Source organism: Brevibacillus sp. 1238 (assembly GCF_029892995.1).
GTDB classification, from domain to species: Bacteria; Bacillota; Bacilli; order Brevibacillales; family Brevibacillaceae; genus Brevibacillus; species Brevibacillus parabrevis.
Genome location: NZ_JARXWC010000001.1, coordinates 88,198 through 108,944, shown reverse-complemented (window position 1 = coordinate 108,944; position 20,747 = coordinate 88,198). Strand labels below are relative to the sequence as shown.

The following is a 20,747-nucleotide window of genomic DNA, read 5'->3' as shown; positions in this document are numbered from 1 at the left end:
TGTTGATGACTTTCGTAATATTGCAAAAACAATGCCAATACGTTGGCTGCTCGCGATCCGCTCCTCCTCTATTCACCGCTGCATATCGGAGTCGCTAAAAGCGAAAATCATCGGCTCGCGTGCTATTCGCAGTTGAATAGCGTTTATTCACGCGTGAATAGCCATTTTCGCAGCTTCCGGCTCGCTGACGGCTGGCTGATGCCAAGCACTTCCGCTACTTTTGTCGTCGTCTTATGCTGCTCGTAGGCGCGCTCAAGCAATTGCCGCTCCACTTCCTCCATCGCCTCCTGCATCTGCATCACCCGCTCCACTTTGATTCCCCCTGAAGGGCTGCCCTCGTGGCCGTGGATATAGCGCGGAATTTGACTCGGCGTGATGAGGACGTCCGGTGAAGTCACGACAAGCCGCTCCACTACATTTTCCAATTCACGCACATTGCCAGGCCATTCGTACTCCGCAAGAATCCGGTAGCACACATCGGCCAGCCGTCTGTCCAAACAATATTTTTCCGAAAAAACATGGAGAAAGTAATGGACGAGCACCGGAATTTCTTCGCGGCGTTCCCGCAATGGCGGAATCTCCAGCGGCACGACGTGAATCCGGTAGTACAAATCCTCGCGAAATCTGCCCTCTTTGACCATCTGCCGCAAATTTTGATTGGTGGCGGTAATCAGCTTGACGTCGACTTTCCGCGGGACCGCACTGCCGACAGGCGTAATCGTTTTTTCCTGCAACACATTGAGCAGTTTGACTTGCAAAGATAGCGGCATTTCGCCGATTTCATCCAAAAACAGCGTGCCGCCGTTCGCCTTTTCGATCAAGCCTGCTTTGCCGTCCTTGTCCGCTCCGGTAAACGCGCCTTTTTCGTACCCGAACAGCTCGGACTCCAGCAAAGTCTCGGGGATCGCACCACAGTTGATGTGGATAAAAGGCTTCCCTGAGCGCGGACTGCACTCGTGTATGTATTTCGCCAGGACGCCCTTCCCAACGCCTGACTCGCCAAGCAAAATCATCGACGACTCGACCTGCGCCAGCTTTTCTGCCATCGTGGTCACCTGCTCCATCGACTGGCTGCGGTAGATCAGGTTCGTTTTGCTTTTTTTCCTGCTGTTCTCCTTGGTCATCTCGCTTTGCAAAATGCCGCCGACGTACTTCCTCTCGTTCTGCACCTGCTGTAGCTGCTCCTGATCGGTAATATCAAGCGACGTGTTGACGACTCCGCAAAACTCCCCGTTCGCATCCCACAGCGGAGTGCCTTCGACCAGCAATCTGCGGTTGTTGCGCGTCGTCTGAATCGTATGCACCTTTTTTCTGTCGCGAATGACCCGCATCGTGATGGTCGGAGAAAAATAGCCCAAATGATAAAATTCCTCGATAGGCTTCCCGATCATTTCCTGCGGGTCAATCCCGAAAAATTCCTCGTAGCGCCCGGAGCAATACAGTGTCCGTCCCTTTTCGTCGGTGACGTGCACGATATCAAAAAGCGCCCCCAAAATGGCTTCGTAATCGATCATATCCGCTTGCCACCCCCAGTCTCGTGCTCGCTTGCGCCTGCCTCCGCTCGCTTGGGCAATGGCAATGCAAGGGTAAAAACAGAGCCTTGCTCACTGCTGGATGCAAGCACCAGCTCCCCGCCGAGCGCTTTTGCCATCAGACGGGAGTAGGACAGCCCCAATCCCAATCCGCGCACTTTGTCTTTTTTGTTGCTGCCCCGAAAAAAGCGCTCGAAAACAAGCGGCTGCTCCTCAACGGGAATCCCGTTGCCATTGTCTTTTACATCGATGCACACCGCGTGCTCTGTCTCGTACATCACCAATTGGATGTTCCCGCGCGCGCCTGCTTTGCCTACTGCCTGTCTTGCGTTGTTCAACAAATTCGTCAAGATTTGCTGAACGCGGCCAGAGTCAACAAACAGCAGCAGTTGCTTTTCCGGGACGACGATCTCAAACACGATTCCTTCCAGCTCCTGGACGATTCGCCATTGCGAAGCGATTTCTTTGACCAGCTTGCTGATGTTTTGCTCTTCTTGCTGGACTGTAATGGCTCCGACCGCAAACGAGTTGAAATCGAGCAAGTCTTCGACCATTTTTTGCAGACGCTTTGTTTCGCGCAGGCAAATCTCCAGAAATTCTTTCTGCTCGGCTCCCGAAACGACCTCGTCGTTAACCGCCTGCACCAATCCGCTAATCGAAGTGACGGGAGTCTTCAACTCGTGGGTCACACCTGCCAACAGCTCCGTGCGCATGCTTTCCAGTTGACGAAGCCGATCCGCCATCTCCTTGAAAGTATACACCAGCTCGTGAATTTCCCGCTCCTTGATCGGCTTCGTAATCGTCACATCGTAGTTGCCCTCCACGATTTTGCGCGCAGACAGCACGACATTTTGAATCGGCTCAGACAACCTTCTGGAATGGAAGTAGATGACGGCCCAACCGAGCACGCCGAGACTGCCGAGCATGATGACCAAATACTGTAGCTGCTCCCTGCCGATCTTGATGTCTGTTTCCGGAAACAGCAAAATGACCTTCCCGATTACGCTGTCATTATATTCCAAATTTTTCCTGATGACGTACAGCGTATCTCCTGTCGGTTGCCGAATTTTGTCTGCCTCGTCTGCTTGCTGGAGCAAACCGGGAAGCACCTTCTGAATTTCGGGAGGGAGCATGCCCATCCCCGGTCGGCTGTAGATCACTTCGCCCTGCTTGTCTTTGATGAACAAAACGAGGTTGCGATCCACCCCCATAAATTTTCGCCGATTGTCCAGCGTCTGATGAAGCTTGCCGCCTACCAAAATGTTGCCATCGTCGTCTACGACCCGATCCGCTACTTCTTCGGCGAACAGCTTGGTCACTTCAATCTGCTTCTCCACAGCGGCGTATTTGATCCAGTAGGCGGAAACCGCTCCGACGATGAGCAGCCCTACTACCAACGTCAGCAGGTAGCGCGTCGTCCAGTAGCGCAGCAGCGAGACAGGCTCGTTTTTTTTAGTAAACACAGAACTGATACCCCACCCCTCGGAGCGTCTTGATCTCGCCTTCTTGGGCAGGCCAGTTCTCCAATGTTTTTCTCACTCGCTTGATAGCGAGGTCCACAGCGCGATCGCTGCCTGCAAAGTCGATTCCCCACACTTGATCTATCAATTGTTCCCGCGTGAACGTCTGATTCGGATTTTGGGCCAAAAACAGCAGCAGCGACAGATCGCGAGGATGAAACACCAGCTCCAGTCCATGCAAGGTTACGTGGTGAGACTGGAAGTTGATTCTCAGACTGCCGAAAAAACGCGTCTCCTGATCTTTTACCAAAATCGCCGACCGCCGCAGCACAGCATTGACCCGCGCCACTACTTCCTCAGCGACAAACGGTTTCGTTATATAGTCATCGGCTCCCTGGTTCAGCCCTTTCAGCTTTTGATCGGTCTGCCCCAGCGCAGTCAAAATGATCACCGGACAGGCGCTCTTTTCGCGAATATACTGTAAAATCTCCCAGCCGCTTCGCTCCGGAAGCATGACATCCAAAAGAACGAGATCCGGCTTTTTCTCGTCAAACAGCCGAATGGCGGCGATTCCATCGTCAGCTTGCCAGACCTGATGGCCTTCCTTTTGCAGGTACGCCTTCAAAACGCGCGAGATTACCAGTTCATCTTCTACCAACAAAATGCTTTTCATAGGCTCCCTTTTCTCCCATTCGCGATTGCTCGCATGGTTCCTCTCTTTCCAATACGTACTCCTAATACTATCAGTTTACCTCTTTCTTTTTATATTTGGATTTGCGGTTTTTGGAAAATAGGAAAAAAGCCTTGCCCCATTTTTCCGGAAGCAAGGCTTTTCTTTAGAAAAGATTAGTTGATAACATCGTCTTCGAAGCTGATTTCTTCATCGCTGGCATCGCCATCAAAGTCGTATTCCGTTTTGTCGTTGTTGCTGGAGTCTACGATTTCGCCTGTTACGTCAGCGTCTTCAAACTCATCCCAAATGTCTTCGATGACATTTTCCACGAGGTCTTCGAAGTCCGATTGATCCAGTTCATCCTCGTACTCATCGAAGTCAAGCGCGATTTCTACGTCGATGTCATCCTCGTCGCCGCTCAGGGTGATATCCCATTCAACGCCACGGAAATCTCCGTAGTCGTCATTCAGGGCATCCTCCAGATCGTCCATACGGTCATCTACATCGTCGTCATCGTCTTTGTTTTTCGCATCGTCCAAATCGTCTTCCAGATCAGAGATTTGTTGGTTCAGCGTGTCGATCTTGCTTTGCAAGGTGCGAATCTGGGCGTCACGCGCGGACAACTCGGCTGCATGCTGCGCATCTGCCTGATCTTTTACCGTGATGGTGTAGGACGTGCCATTCCACTCGACTTCCTTGTTGAACACGCCTGCCATCATGCGAAGCGGGATGTAAGTGGTTCCGTTTACGATAAATGGTTCGATCGTAGTCGGAACAGTAGCACCATTATACAAGACCTTGATATTGTTGTACTTTGCCTGCAAGTTTTTTGTTCCAGTCGCTGCCTGAGAGCCAGTCGGCAGCAAGCTCGTCGCAAGAACCACCGCTGAGAAAACTGCTAGATACTGTTTTTTGAACATGAAAAGTCCTCCTTCTCCCGGTTGTCTTTTTCCTATCATGTCGCTATGTACATAACTTACTTTACCTATTGATCGTGTCGAGAGTATGTCAACATCGCATTTTTTCCTTGCCAAATTCCGGAGACATCCTGTTTCGCACCTCCAAGTTTATTCCATCAGACAAAAAAAAGAACCCGCTGATCGCAGGTTCTGCTGTTTCCTTTTGGATGCTTTTGGCAAGCGCCAGCCATGCCGGGCTGCCTGATTAATCATGCGGCCACGTCTTGCGCAAGTCTTGCTCAAACTGGCGAAGGTGATTGATTCGCTTCTTGGCAGCCTGGTATTCGGCTTCCCAGCCTTCTTTTTCCCGTTCGCGGATGATTTCCGCTTTCTTTTCCAGCTCTCGCACTTCATTGCGCAGAGCGATGACAATGTCCAGCAGCTCATCCATCTCCATGGAGCGCATGTCCGAAATAAAGTTCCACTCTGCTTCTGTCAAACGATATTGCTTGTTAGCCACGCTTCATCACCCTTAAAAAATGTGTCAAATCTATGCGAATTTGTTTCGGTTATGCCAAAAAGGGAAAGCCGCTTCGTGTATAATAATGGATAATGGGTACGTATGTCGACAATGCTTCCAAGGATGATCCGGAATTATTACTAAAGTAACACCGGAATGGTTATAATTCCAAATGATCTTGCGCGACATGCAGGGCGCTCTTTCGTGCATAAGAGTGATTACCTATATACATATGGGCAGACGTAGAAGGAGGTTGTTGCATGTTCTCGATTCGCGAGACGGATTTGCCGGGAATCGGCAGAAAATATCAGGTAGAAACAAAAGGCGGCGACAAGCTGGTCATCGTCATTCACGATGACGGCCGCCGGGAAATGTACCATTTTGACCGCGAAGATCCGGATGAGAACATCTCGATGGTTACGCTGGATGACGACGAGGCGCGGCAAATTGCAGCGATTGTCGGCGGCCTGACGTACACGCCGACCGCTCTGGAAACAGTTGAGGTCGCTTTGGACAAGCTTATGATCGAATGGTACAAAATCGACGCTGGCTCACGCGCCGTCGGCAAGACGATCGGCGAGCTGGACGTGCGTCAGGAGACGGGTGCCACGATCATCGCTGTCATTGAAAAAGACCACACACAAACGATCAATCCTGGACCGGAGTATGTGCTTCGTGCAAGCTCCACCCTCGTAGTAGCAGGTGAACGAAAGCAGGTGAAAGCGCTCAAGACTATTCTCAGCAACGGGGGTGATTGACCTTGGAGCACATCGTGTTTGAAGTCGGCCTGGCGCTCGCTCTGATTGCCATCGCCGGCTTCCTCTCCATCAAGTTGAAGTTCTCCATCGTTCCCTTTTACATTTTGGTCGGGATGGTCGTCGGTCCGCACGCCCCCGATATCGGCCTGTTCGATCTGCGCTTTATCGACAGTGCGCCGCTCATCGAATTTATGGGCAGAGTCGGGGTGCTTTTCCTGCTGTTTTACCTCGGCCTTGAGTTTTCGGTAGGGCGTCTGATCAAGGCCGGGCGCTCTATCGCGATCGGCGGGACGATCTACATCGCCATTAACTTTACTCTCGGCGTGCTGTTTGGCTGGGTCTGCGGCTTCCCGCTGAAAGAAGTGCTGATCATCGCCGGAATCACTACGATTTCGTCCAGCGCCATCGTCGCAAAAGTCCTGGTCGATCTCAAACGGACAGCCAATCGCGAAACCGAGATGATTCTTGGGATCATCATGTTCGAGGACATCTTTTTGGCCGTGTACATCTCGATCGTATCGGGGCTTGTCCTCAGCGGAGCAACTTCTCTCGGAGGCGTGGTTTCCTCCGCTCTGATTGCTCTCGGCTACATGCTCCTGCTCATCGTCGTAGGCCGCAGGCTCGTCCCTTTTTTGAATCGCGCGCTAAACATCAAATCAAACGAAGTGTTCATGATTACGGTGTTTGCCGCCCTGTTTTTGATTGCGGGTTTTTCCGAGACAATCCATGTAGCTGAAGCCATCGGCGCGCTGCTCGTGGGGCTCGTATTAGCAGAAACACAACATATGAAACGCATCGAACATCTGATACTGCCATTTCGCGACTTTTTCGGCGCCATGTTTTTCTTCAGCTTCGGTTTAACGATTGATCCTCTGTCATTGGGGGGAGCCGTCTGGCTGTCCATCGCTGCGGTCGTCATCACCCTCATCGGAAACGTCGCTGCCGGACTTTTGGCAGGACGCAGCGCCGGGCTGCCGCCCAAAGCTTCCACCAACATTGGACTGACAATCGTTTCACGCGGTGAGTTTTCCATCATCATGGCTAATCTGGGAAAAGCGGGCGCACTCATGGATATTCTCCAGCCGTTCGCAGCTCTGTACGTGCTGATTCTCGCCATTTTAGGCCCTTTGCTGACGAAAGAATCAAAGCGCATCTACCAGCTGCTGAATGCCGTCCTTCCACTGGAGCGCGGCAGTGTCAAGCAGCCTCCTGCAAACCAGTCCGATTCATAGTGTATTGATAGGTGATTCAAGGCAGCCGCTGCGTGTACAGGCTGCCTTTTTCGTCCGTTCCGTCCATCATCGTGCTCGCCGCTTTCCGCCCCCATGCTTCCTCACTGGATCGCTGCCAGCGTCTCCTCCATCCATTCGTAGCTCATCGGCCCGATATACTTGTGCTGGACGATGCCATTCGAATCAATAATGTAGCTGGTCGGAATCGAGATCGCCTTGTACTCGTTGGTGACTTGCTTGTCTTCATCCAGCAGGACAGGGAACGTCATGCCGTACGCTTTTACGAACACGCCGACATCTTCCGGCTTTGTTTCTGTCGTCGTCAAGTTTACGCCCAAAATGACGACATCGTTGTCTTTGTTTGCTTCATAGTATTGCTGCATGTCGGGAATTTCTGCCCGACAAGGCGGACACCAGGTAGCCCACAAATTGACGATCACTTTTTTCCCGCGAAAATCGGACAGCTTTACTTTCTTGCCGTCCAACTGTTGCAATTCAAAATCGGGAGCCGCATTTCCTTTTTCCGTGCCGACCTGCGCTGTGCTAGTCGCCCCCGGCCCGCTCGTCGCGGCATTTTTCCCTTTTGGCGACAGGATCGAGGCATCGACAATTCCCCACGCCAGCAAGCCGATCAACACGACAAACGCCGCTATTTGATTAAACTTCATCTGCGTTCTCACCTTTCCGTTTGGTCATGCGTCTGGACAAAAAGAGCAGCAACAGCGCGCCCCCGTAGTAGACAAGCTGCTCGGAGGAAAGTCCCGCGAAGGCGGATTCGCGCGGTTGAACGTAAAACTGCACGTACACTTGTCCAATCGCAAACCACATCAGCAGCATAAGCCAGACAGCCAGCTCGTTCAGCTGTTTTCGCGCGCGTTGGAGCCAGACAAGGAACAACAGGCATAAAACGATCTGCTGAACATGGTACAAAAAGCCGCTTTGTTCAAGCAGCACCGTCAATAGCTGATACATGCCTGTCGCAGCCAACGAACCAGTAGCCACCGCCCAGGCCACGAGGTCGACCGGAACCGATTTTTTGCGCAGACGCAGCGAAAAATATACCAGCACAGCAAGCGCCGCCAGCCAGGCTCCACGCTCGCCGCCGGAGAAATACAAAAGCGACGAAGGATTTTGCACGACTTGGTCCAGATGAAACAGCGCATAGCTGAACTTCCAAACCAAAAAGCCGAGGAGAACGGCGTTGCTTAGCAGCTCCGTGAGCGCCCCTCTTGTCGCCCTGTCTTTTTTGACAAGAAACGTGATTGCAAGAAAGCCCGTCGCAATGGAGACGATGACGGCCAAGGTGCTCATTTTCAATAAAAACGGGCCGATTTGAACAGCATCCCACAAAGAGGTTTCCTCCCTGAAAAAAATGACTTACGCTAGAGGGTATACGTACCAACTATCACCATATCAGGAAAAGGAGAATAATGGAATGCTTCAGCAAATTTTTGCGTTGCAAGAGAGCTTTGACTGCTCCTTCTCGAAACGCACGACCGTGCCCCACGTTCATCACTACCGGGACGAGAACATTTCAGACATGTATTCCAGCAATTTCAGCCAAATTTATGACGCGCCGGATGAAGGCTGGATCAAAAGCTACATAGCCAGGCAGCTACAGGACGCCAAAGAACGAGGGCTGGGACATCTGAAAGCAACATTGCATCCCTCCTTGCCTTTTTCGGGCGAGCTAAGCTGCCTGCTTCTCATCGCGGATCGCGCACAAAAAGAAACAACCTAAGTCGACATCCCGATCAGACTTAGGTTGTTCCTTTTTTGCCTATGATCGATCACAGCCCAGCCATTCAGCTACAACCGCCTCTGCCTCCCGATCCCTTCGCTCGACCTCCCCGCTGCGGGTCCATTCCAGGAAACGGTCATCCAAAAGCTCGGCCAAAACGGCTCGTTTGCCTGCAGCGTCCAGTTCGTCCAGCGCGAGCACCCGTTTGCGCATCGTTCCCAAAAAGCGCGTGTAGTCTTCGTACTCAGGCCCGATCCACGCTTCCAGCTGGCGGCGCAGTTTTTTCGCCAAGCCCGGATTGTTGCCCCCTGTCGAGATGGCCACAGTCAGGTCGCCGCGCTCGACTACGGACGGAACCGTAAACGAGCACAGGTCGGGACGATCCACTACATTGATCCACGGGCACCCGGCTTGCTGACACGCTTCGTAGACAGCCAGATTGACCGCAGAATCGCTGGTCGCAGCGACAACGAGCACAGCAGAAGAAACATCAGCGGAAGCAAACGGTCGCTGCCAAAGCGTCAGCCTGCCCGCTTGCCCCCAGGCGTGAATCGCTTCTGTACAGGTGGGACTGACGACGCAGACATCCGCGCCAGCGGCAAGCAGACTGGCGATTTTCCGTTCTGCGACCTGTCCGCCACCGACTACGACGCAACGTTTACGTTCCAGATTGACCATCATCGCATAGTGCGGCATCCGCCGTCCCTCCCTGCAATACTACATATTCGCGGCAGCAAACCGTCTAGCCTAGCCGCCCAGCCGTTGCGCTTTACTCGGCAAGACTATCGTTTACGCCAAGCGTGGCCTCAAACCAGTTGATTTTTTCCCGCATTTTCACGACATCGCCGACCAAAATGATCGCCGGATTGGTGACGTGGCTGTTCTCTGCCAAGCGTTCCTCGATGTTTGCCAAAGTGCCCGTTACGACCGCTTGCTTGGGCAGCGTCCCCCAGGAGATGACAGCGACAGGCGTCTCTGCGTCGCGGCCGTGCTTGATCAATTGCGTGCGGATCAGCGGCAAATTGGCGACGCCCATGTAAAAGGCAACCGTGTCGATCCCGCTCGCCAGCGCCCGCCATTTTTCCACAGCCAGCTCCGGCTTGTCTTCGCGCAGATGACCTGTCACTACGGCAAAAGATGAACCGTGATCGCGATGAGTCACCGGGATTCCCGCGTATGCGGAAGCCGCGATTCCCGCCGTGACGCCTGGCACGATCTCAAAAGCGACTCCTCGCCCAGCCAGATGCTCGGCTTCTTCTCCCGCACGTCCGAACACGCACGGGTCGCCACCTTTCAGGCGTACGACGATCTTGCCTTCCAGCGCCTTCTCCGCGAGGACTTCATTGATCGATTCCTGGCGCATCGTGTGATGATCAGGCAGTTTGCCGCAATAAATACGCTCTGCCGTTTCAGGCGCATAAGCGAGCAATTCAGGGTTAGCCAGGCGGTCATAGACGACCACATCAGCCTTTTGCAAGCATTCAAGCCCTTTGACCGTAATCAGCTTGGGATCACCAGGTCCAGCGCCGACGAGGTACACTTTTCCCGCGCCGCTCATCGGTCACTGACTCCCGCCGAAGCAAAAGTCGCCATCTCGCGCACCATCCGTGCCGATGCCTCGACGATTGAAAACGCCACTGCCGCTCCGCTGCCTTCGCCAAGCCGCAAGTTCAAATCGAGCAACGGCTGTTTGCCCAGTACGTTCAGTGCGAAAGCATGTCCCGGCTCCTGGGAACGGTGACCGGCAATCAAGTAGTCCGCTACGCCTGGCTCCAACCGCACCGCCAAAAGTGCTGCTACGGTGGCGATAAAGCCGTCGAGCAACACCGGAACGCGTCTGGATGCAGCGCCAATCACGGCCCCTGCCATCGCGCCGATTTCCAGTCCGCCCACTTTTGCCAGCACGTCGAGCGGCTGATCCGCATCCGGGCGATGCAGCGCGAGCGCTTCGCGGACAACGGCTTTTTTGCGCTGCCAGCCAGCGTCGTCCAAGCCTGTGCCCCGCCCGACAATCTCATCCGGGTCTGCGCCCGTCAAAGCGGACAAAATCGCGCTGCTCGCTGTCGTGTTGCCGATCCCTACTTCACCGACGATCAGCACCTTGGCTCCTTCATCGATGATCTGCTGCGCCAGCTCGATGCCGACCGCAAGCGACTGCCGCGCTTCTTCCGGCGACATCGCCGCTTCTTTCAGCATGTTGCCCGAGCCAGAGCGGATACGTCTGCTGGTCACTCCGGGAGCCTCTACCTCTACAGCCACGCCGACATCCACGAATTTTTGGATCGCGCCGATTTGCCGGGCGAACACGTTGATCCCCGCGCCACCGTTCACCAGGTTCAGCACCATTTGCGCCGTTACTTCCTGGGGATAGGCCGACACTCCCTCAGCAGCGACACCGTGATCCGCCGCGAAAACAAGTACGCCAGGCGGCGTTACGACCGGAAACGTCTCTCCTGTCATTCCTGCCAGCTCCACAGCTAGTTCCTCCAGGCGTCCCAAACTTCCCAGCGGCTTGGTCAGCTGATCCACATGTTGTCTCGTTTGCTCACTTGCCTCATGGTTTCGCGGCTCAATCGCCGGAAATAGCTTTTCCAAGCCTGCCATCATATACGCACCTCTTTTTCCTGATAAGCCTTCATCTGTTCTTCAATGACATCCATCCGCACATGACGGCGTACCGTATCTGCCAGCAGATCGTAGCCTTGCTCGCGAAGCGCCACGAAGGACGGACGCTCTACGATTGGCTCCAACCCTTTTTTCGCACGGATTGCGTTCAATAGCAGCGTACGAAAGCGGTCGTTGTGAAACAACCCGTGAAAATACGTCCCGATCAGTTGGCGCTCCTCCTGACAGTAGCCTTCCGTGCGCTCTCCCATCTGGATAAAGGGGGCATCCACCTGCTCATAAGCGGACTGGCCCATATGAATCTCGTAGCCTTCCACTTCGAGCCGCTCTCCGGCAAACACCGCTTCGCCCCTCGACAAAACCGTCGTCTTCTTTGTCTCCATCGTCGTCGTCATCGGAATCAGCCCCAGCCCGTCAAGCTGCTGCAACGGAGATTCCACGCCATCCGGGTCCAAAATCGTCAGCCCCAGCATTTGATAGCCGCCGCACAGACCGACTACGTACGATTTTTTTTGCACATGGAGCTGTTTCACGGCGTCTGCCAGCCCTGACTCGCGCAAAAACTGCAAGTCTTCCAGCGTATTTTTGCTGCCTGGCAACACGATGAGGTCAGGCTCGCCCAGCTCTTCCAAACGAGTCACGAAGCGCATCCGGCAATCCGGCTCCACAAAAAACGGGTCTACGTCTGTGAAATTGGAAATGCGCGGATAGCGCAAGACCGCGATGTCCAGATCGCGCGGCGTCTCTCTCTGCCCCTGGTAGCGATGCAAAATCAGCGAGTCCTCCGCATCGATCCACAAGTCGGGAATGAACGGCACCACGCCAAGCACAGGCTTGCCCGTATACTCCTCAAACCAGTCCAAGCCTGACTGCAACAGCGTCAGATCGCCGCGAAAACGGTTGATGACGACGCCGATCACCCGGTCGCGATCTTCGGGTTCGAGCAGTTGCAGCGTGCCGACCAGGCTGGCAAAAACGCCGCCGCGCTCGATGTCAGCCACCAAAATGACCGGAGCGTTCGTCAGTCGCGCGACCCGCATGTTGACCAGCTCGCGATCGTTGAGATTGACTTCTGCCGGACTGCCTGCCCCCTCAATCACGATCCGCTCATACGCGGCGGCGAGCCGCTCGTAAGCCTCGCCGATAATCCGCAGTCCTTCCTCGTAAAACTCCTGGCGATACGCCATCGCTTTCATGTTGGCGTACGGCTCGCCGTTCACCACGATTTGCGACTCGGAATCGCGCGTCGGCTTGATCAGGATCGGATTCATGTCGGTCGTGGCGAGAATCCCGGCCGCTTCCGCCTGAACGCCCTGTGCCCGCCCGATTTCTTTCCCGTCCAGCGTGACGTAGGAGTTCAGCGCCATGTTTTGCGATTTGAACGGGGCCGTCTTGTAGCCATCCTGCGCAAAAATTCGGCAAAGTGCCGTTGCGATCGCACTTTTCCCTGCGTCTGAGCTGGTTCCCTGAACCATCAGCGGGAGAGCTTTAGGCACGAGCCGCCACCTCCGCGCACAGACTCAGCCACCGCTTCACCAGCTCTGGATTGGAGCCAAAGTGCAAGTGCGTGTAGCCTGCGACCAGATTGCCCTCTGCGAATCCTTCTGGCTTAGTTCCGCGCAGCCCTTTTGTCTCATAGGCCGCAGGAAGCTGTTGCTCGCTGGAATAAGTCGAATAATGGAACTCGTGCCCTTTTGCCTGTTCATCCGGGCCGATCAGGAAATTGCCTGCCTTGCCGCGCACTTCCCGATAGCCAAGCGCGGCCAGCTTTTTCTGCATCGTCACCTTCCCGGGCACGATCCCGAGCATCGGGAAGCTCTCGCCGTCTGTGGTCACAATCGCTTCCGTCAAAAACATGAACCCGCCGCACTCGGCCAAGGTCGGCAAGCCTTTGGCAATCGCCTTGCGGAACGAGTCTTTCACCAGCTCGTTTTGCGACAGCTCGGCAGCAAACTCCTCTGGAAAGCCTCCGCCGATGTACAGGCCGTCCGCTGCTTCCGGCACGCCTTCTCCTGCCAGCGGCGAGAAAAAGGCCAGCTTCGCTCCGTGCGCCTGCAGCAGTTCCAAATTTTCCGGATAGTAAAAATGAAACGCCGGGTCTTTCGCTACCGCGATCGTCACGTCGTAGTTCGCTTGACGCGGCGCGAACAGCTTTGGCTCCACTTGCAGCGGCTCTGCTTTCGCCAGTTCCCAAACCAGGTCGAGGTCTACCGTTTCGTGAATCAAGTCTGCCAGCTTCGCAAACAGAGGCGCAAGCTCGCCGCGTTCCACGGATGGCACGAGTCCGAGATGACGCTCGGGAATTTCCAGCTCGTTTTCCCGTTTCAAATAGCCGACAACCGGAATCCCGCACTCCTGCTCAATCGCCGCCTTGACGATTTTGTGGTGCCCTTCGCTGCCGACTTTGTTGGCGATCACACCGACGATTTTCGCCTGCGGATTGAGCAGCTGAAAGCCTTTGACGATCGCAGCCGCGCTGCGCGCCATGCTTTGGCAGTTGACCACGAGCAACACAGGCGAAGCTGTCAAAATGCTGATTTCAGCCGTGCTTCCTTTGTCGCTCGTCGCTTCCTTGCCGTCGTACATGCCCATGACGCCCTCGATGATCGAGATGTCCGCGCCTTCGCTGCCGCGGACGAAAATCTCTTTGACCACCTCATGCTCCAGCATGAAGCTGTCGAGGTTGCGCGACGCTCTGCCTGTTACGGCTGTATGGTAAGTGGGATCGATATAGTCAGGGCCGCACTTGAAGCCTTGGACGACATGGCCTTTGCGGATCAGGGCAGCCATCAGTCCGATGGTAACGGTCGTCTTGCCTGCCCCACTGCCCGTTCCGGCGATTACGATACGGCGGCTGTTATCCGTCATACGCGCTCCTCCTCACGATAAGGCATTAAAGCGACAGAAATAGTGGCGTTGCCCGATTTTTTCTTGGTCAGGACGAGTTCGTCGACACCTGCGTACAGCTTCGCCGCAGGCTCGCTTACCCCGTACGCTCCCGTGAACTTGAATACCGTCTCGGACGGATCGCTGATCTCCACCTTGTTCAGTTCCTCCGGGGAATACCAGACAAAAGGCCAGCCGTACTTCTCGCACACGGCGATCAGTCCAGCCTCGTCTTTTTTCAGTTCAATCGTCGCAAGAGCCTTGACGCTTTTGATGGAGAACTGCAATTCATCCAGCGTCTCCTTGATGACCGCCTCGATCTCCTCGGCAGATGTTCCCCGGTTGCAGCCCATTCCGAGCACGATTACTTTCGGACGATACAGGACGCCATTGTCCAAAATCGTCTGCTCCTCTGGCGCAAGCAAGCGGTGAGAGACGACGAGCGCGGCATGCGGATTGGCTGCCTGCGCTTCGGCAATCGTCTTGTATTCCTTGATCGACGGCGGCATCGGCGTGTCGTGCATCCACCAGTCGCGCTCGCCTGATTCGTTGACCACCGCTACATGCTCCTCGTTGACGACAGAGGCGCTCACTGGCGTCAGCTTGTCAGCCGAATCCCACTCCCAGCCAAAACGGCGGCCGAACAAATCGACAGGGATCGTCTTTTGTACATCGGAAGCAGTCGTGATGATCGGACGAGCGCCCATGATCGCCGCTACCTCGCGAGCCAGCTCATTGGCTCCCCCGAGGTGGCCGGACAGGACGCTGATCACATTTTCCCCGCGATCGTCCACGACGACGACACCCGGGTCTTTCTTTTTATCTTCCAGCAAAGGAGCGATCATCCGCACAACCGCCCCGAGCGAAATAATGATAATCAGCCCTTTGTAAGCGGGCCAAAGCGCAGGAAACAGCATGCGCACACTGTTGGAAAACAGCTGGATGCCGCGAGCTTCCTCGTCTCCACGGGCGAACTTGCTCATGTAGTACAAGTCTGCCCCGGGAAATTTTTGCGCCAGATCGCGTGCCATCTCTACCCCGTGCTTCGTGATGGCGACGATCGCATATTCCCCGCGCTGGCGGATGGCTGGAATTTCCCCTTCAACCAGTTCGATAATCATTCTTTCACACCTTTTCTGTACCCGTGCGTGAAGGTTTTATCGTACAGCTTGGAACGGTACTGTTCGCTTTTTTCATGGATATCCGGGTCCAAAGCCCAGCCTGCCAAAATCATCGCGTGCTTGCGAATGCCGTTTTTGCCCATGTCTTCGTCCAAATTTCTCAAGGTCGTGCGCACGATCAGCTGATCCGGCCAGCTTGCCCGTTGCACGACAGCGACTGGCGTATCTTCGCTCCAGCCTGCCTCGACAAGCTCGCGCACTACTTTTTTCGTCAAAGTCGCGCTCAAATACAAAGCGAGTGTGCAGTGATGCTCGGCAAGCGCGCGCAGCTTCTCCCTGTCCGGTACAGGCGTGCGCCCCTCTGCGCGGGTGAGGATGAGCGTCTGGGTCAGCTCCGGGATGGTCAGTTCGGCGCCTACTGCTGCTGCTGCCGCAAATACGGAGCTGACGCCTGGCACGATCTCTACCTCGATGCCTTTTGCTTTCAGCAAAGCGATCTGCTCCATGATCGCTCCGTACACGGACGGGTCGCCCGTATGCAAGCGCACGACTGTTTTTCCGCTGCTGATGCGGTCTACCATCAGCTCTACCATTTCTTCCAGCGCCATGCCGGAGCTGTGCAGCACCTCTGCATCAGGATTGCCAAGCGCAACCAGCTCTTCGTTGACGAGCGAGTCGGTGTACAAAATGACGTCTGCCTTTTGCAGCAGCTTCATGCCTTTTACGGTAATCAAATCCGGGTCGCCGGGACCCGCTCCCACTATGTACAGTTTCATCCCTTTTTCACCACCATCAGTGTTAGATAGCTAAGCTCTGCCCGCTCCAGTTCACGCATGTCCGTCCAGACCATTTCTTCCGAAGAAGTGACCTTTGTCGCAACAGCGGCTTTGTCTGCGAGTCCCATTTCTTTCAGCAAACCGATGATCATCGGCAGCACTTTTGCTACCTTCAAAAACACGACGGTATCGTGATCTTCAATCGCTTTGCGCATCGCTTCCTTGTCTTCTGTAGCCGGAATGATCCCGATTTGCTCGTCGCCATCCGCGAGCGGCATGTTGAAGCGGGAAGCAGCTCCGAGGAACGAAGATACGCCCGGCACGGTTACGACAGGCACTTCCGGGTGCTCTTCATGCATGACGCGCATCATGTGGATGAACGTACTGTAAAACATCGGATCGCCTTCGGTGACAAACGCGACGTCTTTGCCTTCGGACAGACGCTCCCAGACGATTTCGACCGTTTTGTTCCACTCGCGCTCCAAAATTTCTTTGTCGCGTGTCATCGGGAAGACGAGTCCGAGCATTTCCTTGTCTTGCGGCTGCACGTACAGCTCGGCAATTTGGTGGGCGTAGCTTTTGCTGCCCATCCGTTTTTTCGGGTACGCAACTACCGGGGATTGCTGCAGCAGGCGGAATGCCTTTACAGTAATCAATTCTGGATCGCCAGGGCCGACTCCCAGCCCGTACAATGTTCCGATCTTGGTCACTTGCTGTCTCCTCCTTGTTCCTCTGCCTGCTTGGCCCAGGCCGTAATGATGTAGATCGGATTCAACGCTTCAAAACGGGTCAAAGACAAAATCGGCTTGCTGCGCGACAGTTGCGCCAGCGTGACCGATGTTTCGAAGCCTTCCTCTGCAAAAGCTTGCGTCGCTTCGTACAACGTCTCAATCGTCGCTGCGTTGACCACGATGCGTCCGCCTGCCCGAAGCCGCGTGCAGCAAATATTCAAAAGCTCGCGCAATTCTCCGCCGCTGCCCCCGATAAAGACGGCATCCGGGTCGGGGAACTCATCCAGTCCTTTTGGCGCGCGGGCATTCACAACAGTCAGATCGGTGCGAAACTTCGCCATGTTTTGGCGGCAGTTTTCCAGGTCGTCCGCATTTTTCTCCACGCCGTACACTTCGCCTTCGCGTGCGATTCGCGCTGCCTCGATCGCGACGGAGCCTGTGCAGGTGCCGATGTCCCAAACGATGCTTTTGGCGTGCAATTGCAGTTGGGCGATGCTTAAAATGCGCACTTCTTTTTTCGTAATCAGTCCCTTGTCCGGCTTGCGCTGGGAAAACTCCTCGTCCGCAATCCCAAACGGCCAGACCGGGCTTGGCCGACGCTTTTTCAAAATCACGACATTCAAATCGGAAAAGACGCCGTCAGCCATGTCCTGCAAAGCGTACCAGCCTGTCCGCTCGTCTTCGCTGCCCAAGTTTTCCGCCACGAACGCATCGTATTCGGTCATCTGAAACGACAGCAAATACTTGGCGATCGCCGCAGGCGTGTTTTCCCGATCGGTGAGCAGCGCGACTTTGTCCTTGCCGTCCATCCGCTGCGCCAGCCCTTTGATGCTGCGGCCGTGTACGCTGAGCAATGTCGCATCTTGCCACGCCTCGCCCATTTTGGCAAAAGCGAGCTGAATGGAGCTGAGGTGCGGGTAAATGTCCACATTAAGCTTTTTCGCCAAAAGGCTGCCGATCCCGTAAAAGAGCGGATCGCCGGAAGCGAGAATGACCGTCTTGCGCGTCTCTGACCGCAGTTCCTCGACCATCGCGGTCAAGCCGCCTTTCAAAACTCGCTTTTCCCCTTTGTACTCCGGAAAAAAGCCAAGATGCCGCTCTCCTCCAACCAACAGCTCACTTTCTTCGATCCAGGTCCGGTACAGCGGCAGCAAGCTTTGCTGTCCGTCATCCCCGATCCCGATCACTTTCATCGCTTGTGTCATCGATCGTCACCCTTCCCAGCAGGGACCCTTTCATAGTAATGATGATGGTTTCGACCACGATGCCGCCGCCTACTTCTTTCAGGGCGGCACGGCAGCAGTTGGCGCACATGATCTCGAAAAAGGCAGGCGTCTCCGCCATCATATCCCCGACCTGCGAGGCTGTATTTGCTCCCAGTATTTCGTCCACTTGCTCTTGGGAAACACCTGCTTCCGTCGCCATCTGGGCCAAAAATCCGAAGTCGACAGGAGCGCTTTTCGAGTGAACCATCATGACACCTTGCGCCACTTTGGAAAACTTGCCCATCATGCCGACAAGCGTCACTTTGCGCATTTTCCTGACCTTGCACTGCTTGAGCGCAAACCCGACGAAATCGCCCATCTCCACGAAAGCTTCCTCGGACAGCTCCGGGTAGGTAGCGATTCCATACGACTCGCTTTTTCCGCCCGTGGAGAGGACGATGTGATCGCAGCCCGCTTCTTTGGCGACGTTGATCGCCTGAGCCACGCTTGCCTTGTAAGCAGAAGTGGAAAACGGCACCACGATTCCGCGCGTCCCCAAAATGGAAATGCCGCCGAGTATGCCGAGTCGTCCGTTCAATGTTTTTTTTGCAATTTCCTCGCCCGCAGGCACGGAAATTACGATTTTGATCCCGCGCTCTATCCCGTACTCATCGAGTACCGCCTGAGCCGTCTCGCGAATCATTTTGCGCGGAACGGGATTGATCGCGGCCTCGCCAATCGGGACAGGCAACCCTGGCTTGGTCACCCGTCCTACCCCGACGCCACCGTCCAAAATAATCCCAGGCTCGTCTGACCATTCGACAGTGGAAAGAATCAACGCCCCATGCGTGGCATCCGGGTCGTCACCGCCGTCCTTGATCGTGGCTGCTGTCGCTTTTTCCGGCGAAAACTCGCAGCTCTCCATCTGGAAAGTCACGTCTTCCCCGATCGGCAGGCGGATGGTAGCCTCCCTTTGCGGCTCCTGGGTTATCAGCGCTATCAAAGCAGCCTTGGTCGTCGCCGTTGCGCATGATCCAGTTGTGTAGCCGTGGCGGAGGGGTTTCGCCTCTTTTTCGTCCGATGCTGCTTTGGCTGCCATCTGCTTAGCCCAACCGTTCCGCCATGATGGAGATGGCATTCAATGCCGCTACAGTTACAGGGCTTCCGCCTTTGCGCCCGATGTTGGTGATGAAAGGAATGTCGAGCTTCGCCAGCTCTTCCTTGGACTCCGCCGCAGATACGAAGCCTACTGGCATTCCGATGACAAGTCCTGGCTTCGCTTCCCCTTCCTTCACCATGCGAATCAGCTCCAACAGAGCTGTCGGCGCGTTACCGATGCAGAAAATTCCTCCGTCTGCTTCCTTCACAGCTTTGCGCATGGAAATAATCGCACGAGTGGTGTTGAGGCGCTTTGCTTCTTCCATGACGTCGCGGTCAGAGATGTATACTTTCACTTCGCCGCCGAATTTCTCAATCCGATTTTTGCTGATGCCGACTTGAACCATTTGCACGTCCGCCACGACGATTTTTCCGCTGCGAATCGCTTGAATACCGGATTGGACAGCATCCGGGTGGAAAACGAGACTGCGTCCGAGATCAAAGTCGGCGGAAGCGTGGATGACGCGCTGCACGACAGGGTATTGTTCCTCTGTAAACGGGTGCTCGCCCAGCTCGTCGGTAATGATTTGAAAGCTCATGTCCTCGATCTCTTGCGGTTGTACAGTCAAAGGCTTAAATTCGGTTTTGAAGTCCATGGTTGGTTTCCTCCAGTCACTTGTTTGGATGCTTGTTTATACAGGCGGGATGCCGTGTTATTGCACGACCTCTTTAAGCTGGTTCAGCACGCTTTGGTAGTCGGAAAACTTGGTGCCGTAATCGATTTTCGGACGTCCGATGACGATTGTCTCGATGCCCATTTCCAGCGCTGCTTCCACTTTTTCGTCAAAAGCGCCTACCTTGCCGCTCTCTTTCGTAATCATCAGCGTCACGCCATAGTGGGCGTAGAGCGCTTTGTTCAGCTCTTTGGAAAAAGGCCCTTGCATGGCGACGATGTTTTTTTGCTCCACGCCGAGTTCTTCGCATTTTTGCATATTGTCGAGCCGCGGCAGCATGCGGGCAACCAATGTCGTGTCCGGCAGGCCCAGGAGACGATCCGTGAACGTCTTCAACGTCTTGCTGCCAGTCGTCAGCATGATGACGCCGCGCTTGTCAGCCGCAAGCTCGGCTGCTTGCACGTAATCCTCGACGATGATCAGCTTTTCGCTGCCTGGCGCATCCAGACTCTCACGCTCGTAACGGATGTACGGAACACCCGCTCCTTGTGCGCCCGCCATCGCGTTTTTCGAGGCTTCCTCCGCAAAAGGGTGGCTCGCGTCAACGACACAGCGCACGCCCCTTTCCTGGATCAACTGCTGGATGTCGTCGGCAGTCAAGCGTCCGACCTGGACGGGCACACCGGCCTCCTCCATGCTTTTCGCTGCGTTGTCCGTTACGACGGTGGTCAGCAGATCGTAGCCGTTTTCCTTGATCAACAAGGCCAATTCACGCGCGTCGCTCGTTCCAGCCAATACGAGAATCATGCTGTGTCT

General features: G+C 54.9%; 22 protein-coding genes. 3 read left to right on the top strand and 19 right to left on the bottom strand.

Translation table 11 applies throughout. From position 1 onward, the window contains the following. Positions 1-143: 143 nt before the first annotated feature. The 5 genes from M2298_RS00530 to M2298_RS00510 all read right to left on the bottom strand — a co-directional run bounded on the left by M2298_RS00530 (position 144) and on the right by M2298_RS00510 (position 5,084). Positions 144-1,514, bottom strand: coding sequence for a sigma-54 interaction domain-containing protein (locus M2298_RS00530; protein WP_173596054.1), 1,371 nt, complete (start codon positions 1,512-1,514; stop codon positions 144-146). Continuing rightward, complete coding sequence (locus M2298_RS00525; protein WP_122962824.1) at positions 1,511-2,995, bottom strand: HAMP domain-containing sensor histidine kinase; 1,485 nt, start codon at positions 2,993-2,995, stop codon at positions 1,511-1,513. Before M2298_RS00525 ends, M2298_RS00530 begins: the two co-directional genes overlap by 4 nt. Then, positions 2,985-3,665: a response regulator transcription factor gene (locus M2298_RS00520; RefSeq protein ID WP_122962823.1), complete on the bottom strand. Its 681-nt coding sequence runs from the start codon at positions 3,663-3,665 to the stop codon at positions 2,985-2,987. The genes M2298_RS00525 and M2298_RS00520 overlap by 11 nt, the downstream gene beginning before the upstream one ends. A gap of 173 nt (positions 3,666-3,838) precedes the next feature. Then, positions 3,839-4,585: a stalk domain-containing protein gene (locus M2298_RS00515; RefSeq protein ID WP_122962822.1), complete on the bottom strand. Its 747-nt coding sequence runs from the start codon at positions 4,583-4,585 to the stop codon at positions 3,839-3,841. Between the two features lie 244 nt (positions 4,586-4,829). Further along, positions 4,830-5,084 (bottom strand): hypothetical protein, encoded by a 255-nt coding sequence (locus tag M2298_RS00510; RefSeq protein WP_063228359.1) that lies wholly within the window; start codon positions 5,082-5,084, stop codon positions 4,830-4,832. A 260-nt stretch (positions 5,085-5,344) separates the two neighbouring features. Here M2298_RS00510 and M2298_RS00505 point away from each other — a divergent pair, with 260 nt between their 5' ends. Both M2298_RS00505 and M2298_RS00500 read left to right on the top strand, forming a co-directional pair. Next, a complete protein-coding gene (locus tag M2298_RS00505) occupies positions 5,345-5,842 on the top strand; it encodes a cation:proton antiporter regulatory subunit (protein ID WP_173596053.1) in 498 nt (165 codons plus the stop codon). Between the two features lie 2 nt (positions 5,843-5,844). Then, a complete protein-coding gene (locus M2298_RS00500) occupies positions 5,845-7,074 on the top strand; it encodes a cation:proton antiporter (RefSeq protein ID WP_122962820.1) in 1,230 nt (409 codons plus the stop codon). A 101-nt stretch (positions 7,075-7,175) separates the two neighbouring features. Here the strand turns inward: M2298_RS00500 and M2298_RS00495 are convergent, their stop codons facing one another. Together M2298_RS00495 and M2298_RS00490 are read right to left on the bottom strand one after the other, a co-directional pair. Next, positions 7,176-7,742 carry a peroxiredoxin family protein gene (locus M2298_RS00495; protein ID WP_173596052.1) on the bottom strand — a complete coding sequence of 189 codons (567 nt, stop codon included), beginning with the start codon at positions 7,740-7,742 and terminating at the stop codon, positions 7,176-7,178. Then, a complete protein-coding gene (locus M2298_RS00490; protein WP_280648094.1) occupies positions 7,732-8,424 on the bottom strand; it encodes a hypothetical protein in 693 nt (230 codons plus the stop codon). Before M2298_RS00490 ends, M2298_RS00495 begins: the two co-directional genes overlap by 11 nt. An 85-nt stretch (positions 8,425-8,509) precedes the next feature. Here M2298_RS00490 and M2298_RS00485 point away from each other — a divergent pair, with 85 nt between their 5' ends. Then, positions 8,510-8,815, top strand: coding sequence for a hypothetical protein (locus M2298_RS00485; protein ID WP_173598462.1), 306 nt, complete (start codon positions 8,510-8,512; stop codon positions 8,813-8,815). 39 nt (positions 8,816-8,854) lie between these two features. Here M2298_RS00485 and M2298_RS00480 read toward each other — a convergent pair whose 3' ends face one another. From M2298_RS00480 to cobK, 12 genes are all read right to left on the bottom strand, one after another. Continuing rightward, complete coding sequence (locus M2298_RS00480) at positions 8,855-9,511, bottom strand: precorrin-2 dehydrogenase/sirohydrochlorin ferrochelatase family protein (RefSeq protein WP_173598463.1); 657 nt, start codon at positions 9,509-9,511, stop codon at positions 8,855-8,857. A 73-nt stretch (positions 9,512-9,584) separates the two neighbouring features. Next, entirely contained in the window at positions 9,585-10,373 is a 789-nt protein-coding gene (gene cobA, locus M2298_RS00475) for a uroporphyrinogen-III C-methyltransferase (protein ID WP_122962815.1), read from the bottom strand. Then, positions 10,370-11,422: a nicotinate-nucleotide--dimethylbenzimidazole phosphoribosyltransferase gene (gene cobT, locus M2298_RS00470; RefSeq protein ID WP_217021872.1), complete on the bottom strand. Its 1,053-nt coding sequence runs from the start codon at positions 11,420-11,422 to the stop codon at positions 10,370-10,372. The genes cobA and cobT overlap by 4 nt, the downstream gene beginning before the upstream one ends. Further along, positions 11,419-12,936: a cobyric acid synthase gene (locus tag M2298_RS00465; RefSeq protein ID WP_122962814.1), complete on the bottom strand. Its 1,518-nt coding sequence runs from the start codon at positions 12,934-12,936 to the stop codon at positions 11,419-11,421. The genes cobT and M2298_RS00465 overlap by 4 nt, the downstream gene beginning before the upstream one ends. Then, complete coding sequence (locus M2298_RS00460) at positions 12,929-14,308, bottom strand: cobyrinic acid a,c-diamide synthase CobB (protein WP_122962813.1); 1,380 nt, start codon at positions 14,306-14,308, stop codon at positions 12,929-12,931. The genes M2298_RS00465 and M2298_RS00460 overlap by 8 nt, the downstream gene beginning before the upstream one ends. Continuing rightward, positions 14,305-15,447 (bottom strand): cobalt-precorrin 5A hydrolase, encoded by a 1,143-nt coding sequence (locus M2298_RS00455; RefSeq protein WP_173596047.1) that lies wholly within the window; start codon positions 15,445-15,447, stop codon positions 14,305-14,307. The genes M2298_RS00460 and M2298_RS00455 overlap by 4 nt, the downstream gene beginning before the upstream one ends. Continuing rightward, entirely contained in the window at positions 15,444-16,223 is a 780-nt protein-coding gene (gene cobM, locus M2298_RS00450) for a precorrin-4 C(11)-methyltransferase (RefSeq protein ID WP_063228368.1), read from the bottom strand. Before cobM ends, M2298_RS00455 begins: the two co-directional genes overlap by 4 nt. Next, positions 16,220-16,933 (bottom strand): precorrin-2 C(20)-methyltransferase, encoded by a 714-nt coding sequence (cobI, locus tag M2298_RS00445; RefSeq protein ID WP_063228369.1) that lies wholly within the window; start codon positions 16,931-16,933, stop codon positions 16,220-16,222. Before cobI ends, cobM begins: the two co-directional genes overlap by 4 nt. Continuing rightward, positions 16,930-18,159 carry a precorrin-6y C5,15-methyltransferase (decarboxylating) subunit CbiE gene (cbiE, locus tag M2298_RS00440; RefSeq protein ID WP_122962811.1) on the bottom strand — a complete coding sequence of 410 codons (1,230 nt, stop codon included), beginning with the start codon at positions 18,157-18,159 and terminating at the stop codon, positions 16,930-16,932. The genes cobI and cbiE overlap by 4 nt, the downstream gene beginning before the upstream one ends. Further along, entirely contained in the window at positions 18,122-19,258 is a 1,137-nt protein-coding gene (locus M2298_RS00435) for a cobalt-precorrin-5B (C(1))-methyltransferase (protein ID WP_280648093.1), read from the bottom strand. The genes cbiE and M2298_RS00435 overlap by 38 nt, the downstream gene beginning before the upstream one ends. Before the next feature lie 4 nt (positions 19,259-19,262). Beyond that, the gene (locus M2298_RS00430; RefSeq protein ID WP_063228372.1) at positions 19,263-19,913 is read right to left on the bottom strand and encodes a precorrin-8X methylmutase; all 651 of its coding nucleotides are present in this window, start codon (positions 19,911-19,913) and stop codon (positions 19,263-19,265) included. A gap of 57 nt (positions 19,914-19,970) precedes the next feature. Next, a complete protein-coding gene (gene cobK / locus M2298_RS00425) occupies positions 19,971-20,738 on the bottom strand; it encodes a precorrin-6A reductase (RefSeq protein ID WP_122962809.1) in 768 nt (255 codons plus the stop codon). Positions 20,739-20,747: the final 9 nt, after the last annotated feature.

Excerpts from the sequence above, each read along its gene's own strand:
- M2298_RS00530 (WP_173596054.1), bottom strand. The coding sequence starts at position 1,514 with ATGATCGATTACGAAGCCATTTTGGGGGCGCTTTTTGATATCGTGCAC.
- M2298_RS00520 (WP_122962823.1), bottom strand. The coding sequence starts at position 3,665 with ATGAAAAGCATTTTGTTGGTAGAAGATGAACTGGTAATCTCGCGCGTT.
- M2298_RS00515 (WP_122962822.1), bottom strand. The coding sequence starts at position 4,585 with ATGTTCAAAAAACAGTATCTAGCAGTTTTCTCAGCGGTGGTTCTTGCG.
- M2298_RS00505 (WP_173596053.1), top strand. The coding sequence starts at position 5,345 with ATGTTCTCGATTCGCGAGACGGATTTGCCGGGAATCGGCAGAAAATAT.
- M2298_RS00495 (WP_173596052.1), bottom strand. The coding sequence starts at position 7,742 with ATGAAGTTTAATCAAATAGCGGCGTTTGTCGTGTTGATCGGCTTGCTG.
- M2298_RS00485 (WP_173598462.1), top strand. The coding sequence starts at position 8,510 with ATGCTTCAGCAAATTTTTGCGTTGCAAGAGAGCTTTGACTGCTCCTTC.
- M2298_RS00480 (WP_173598463.1), bottom strand. The coding sequence starts at position 9,511 with ATGCCGCACTATGCGATGATGGTCAATCTGGAACGTAAACGTTGCGTC.
- cobA (WP_122962815.1), bottom strand. The coding sequence starts at position 10,373 with ATGAGCGGCGCGGGAAAAGTGTACCTCGTCGGCGCTGGACCTGGTGAT.
- cobT (WP_217021872.1), bottom strand. The coding sequence starts at position 11,422 with ATGATGGCAGGCTTGGAAAAGCTATTTCCGGCGATTGAGCCGCGAAAC.
- M2298_RS00460 (WP_122962813.1), bottom strand. The coding sequence starts at position 14,308 with ATGACGGATAACAGCCGCCGTATCGTAATCGCCGGAACGGGCAGTGGG.
- M2298_RS00455 (WP_173596047.1), bottom strand. The coding sequence starts at position 15,447 with ATGATTATCGAACTGGTTGAAGGGGAAATTCCAGCCATCCGCCAGCGC.
- cobM (WP_063228368.1), bottom strand. The coding sequence starts at position 16,223 with ATGAAACTGTACATAGTGGGAGCGGGTCCCGGCGACCCGGATTTGATT.
- cbiE (WP_122962811.1), bottom strand. The coding sequence starts at position 18,159 with ATGACACAAGCGATGAAAGTGATCGGGATCGGGGATGACGGACAGCAA.
- M2298_RS00435 (WP_280648093.1), bottom strand. The coding sequence starts at position 19,258 with ATGGCAGCCAAAGCAGCATCGGACGAAAAAGAGGCGAAACCCCTCCGC.
- M2298_RS00430 (WP_063228372.1), bottom strand. The coding sequence starts at position 19,913 with ATGGACTTCAAAACCGAATTTAAGCCTTTGACTGTACAACCGCAAGAG.
- cobK (WP_122962809.1), bottom strand. The coding sequence starts at position 20,738 with ATGATTCTCGTATTGGCTGGAACGAGCGACGCGCGTGAATTGGCCTTG.